This window comes from Scandinavium sp. (assembly GCF_036271055.1).
Taxonomy (GTDB): Bacteria; Pseudomonadota; Gammaproteobacteria; order Enterobacterales; family Enterobacteriaceae; genus Scandinavium.
In genome coordinates this window covers 1-1,921 of sequence record NZ_DATBBJ010000103.1, presented here as the reverse complement: position 1 = coordinate 1,921, position 1,921 = coordinate 1, and the positions used below count along the sequence as shown (strand labels likewise).

Sequence of the window (1,921 nt, the reverse complement as noted above, 5' to 3'; positions counted from 1 at the left end):
CACCCAGATCTGCTTGTTGTTGAACCATTCCTCGGCCATCACGACGGAATTTTTCTTCTCAAACAACTTGCTGCGTGCTTTCCCCAGACGCGGATTCTTGCTGTATCGAGACAGCCTGAAGAAATTTATGCAGAACGTGCGCTGCGCGCGGGCGCCTTAGGCTACTGGATGAAAACCAGTACGCGAGAAGCGTTGCTCCGTGCAATTGATACTGTTCTCGCAGGTGAGCTTTACGTGAGTCCGCGCATCGCATTGCGCGCCGTTCACGAGGTCGTTGCCCGGCAGGCAACACATTCCAAGGTACCTAATCTGACCGATCGCGAGCTCCACGTGTTTAGCTTGATTGGTGCCGGCTTCGGGACCACCCGGATCGCACAAGAGCTCGGGATCAGCCCGAGAACCGTAGAAACGTATCACGAACACATCAAGCTCAAGTTGGGATACGTCGACGCTGGTGCCCTCCACCAAGGCGCGCGCGAATGGTTCGGGTCGCACCCAAAGGTAACTCCGGGAAAACCCTGATACCTCAGTCGGGGATCACGACCGCGAAATATCCGGGACAGTTCCCGATAGTCAGCCGCACGTGCCTGTTGCTAGTATCGTCAGATCGAATTGAGGAAGGGCGTTTCCAGACAAAAAGGTAATGATTCAAGGTGAACATAATACGAATAACATAAATGATGTTTAAGAAAGCTTCCTTCGTCATAATCTTAGCCACCTTCATCATAGGAGAAGAAGCCGTTAGTATGCAGCAGGAGGCAAGGGGGCCGGTCTATAGAAGCGAGAAGTTTGGCTACACAGTTTCATACCCAGACCATTGGTTTCCATCTAAACTTCGGTATGCAAATGAATTTGAAATCCGCAATTATGTTTCTGAGGATCCTCAAGTCCCGGCAAGAAATAGGGCACTCGTGCGGATGGTGGACAAAGTAAATGAGAGTGCAGAGGTAACTGACAGGTTCTTGGACAGTCTTGTTGTAGGACAAAATACACCGAAGCAAGAGCACCAGACACTGGCTATTGATGGACATCGTGCCGTAAGGCTTCGTGGAAAACTCGTTTACCCGACTGGTTCATCCATTGACACACCTACATTCTATTTAGCTATTAGTACCTACATCGCTGATGAAAAGCACATGGTCTCTCTCGAAGCGTCAGCTCCCGTGGATGTGGATGAGTCCGTTATACAAGAAATCATTAAAATCGAGGAAAGTGTGAAGTTTGATAAAGGAGGATAAAGATTATGAAAAGACTAACGCAGGCAGGCTTAGCTGTATTGATTGCAGGTTTGGTATTGTTACTAAAGGGAAGTTCACCTTTAGTAACAACAGCTACAGCCCAAACTCAGAACAAGGCACAGCAGCAGGCAAAAGAGTCAACCCGAGACGCACCGCCGGACACCACACCCTACGTTCGGTTAACCGTTCCTGGAGAAGTTGGCCCACGCGCTATAAAGGCATTTTTGCCGATTCCGGGCGGTTTTATTGTTGACGCGGTCGTGAGTAACACTGATCCCAATCTGACGAACACCGATACCTTTAACGATGGCGAAACGTCGATAGCAGTGAATCCCGCGAGCCCGGGCGAGATTGTTATGACGGCCTTTTCCGGAAGCTGGGGGGCAAATGCGCCCCTGTGGCATTCCACCGACGGCGGGAATATTTGGACCAAGCAATTTACAGTCCCTGCCCCGCCCGGGATAGCCGCAGGTGGCTGTCCCTGTGACCAGGCCGTCGATTATGGACGGAACGATCAAATGTCTGGCACCTTCCTTATCAGTGGGAATGGCGGCTTTGACGTCTTTAGCGGAACGAGCACGAACCCGGCAAGTGCCGCAGCATGGAACTGGCTGGTCCTTGCTGGTGTCACGCAAATGACGAATAACCTTGTCCCATCAAGCTTCGGAAACACCGACCAACCC

General features: G+C 51.2%; 3 protein-coding genes. All 3 read left to right on the top strand.

Going from position 1 to position 1,921, the window contains the following annotated elements:
• Positions 1 to 522: response regulator transcription factor (locus tag VH187_RS22140; protein WP_329703591.1), on the top strand; the 522-nt coding region annotated here is incomplete at its 5' end.
• Between the two features lie 155 nt (positions 523 to 677).
• Positions 678 to 1,238 (top strand): hypothetical protein, encoded by a 561-nt coding sequence (locus VH187_RS22135; RefSeq protein ID WP_329703590.1) that lies wholly within the window; start codon positions 678 to 680, stop codon positions 1,236 to 1,238.
• Positions 1,239 to 1,243: 5 nt separating this feature from the next.
• Positions 1,244 to 1,921, top strand: a 678-nt coding sequence (locus VH187_RS22130; protein ID WP_329703589.1) for a hypothetical protein, incomplete at its 3' end; no start/stop codon positions are given.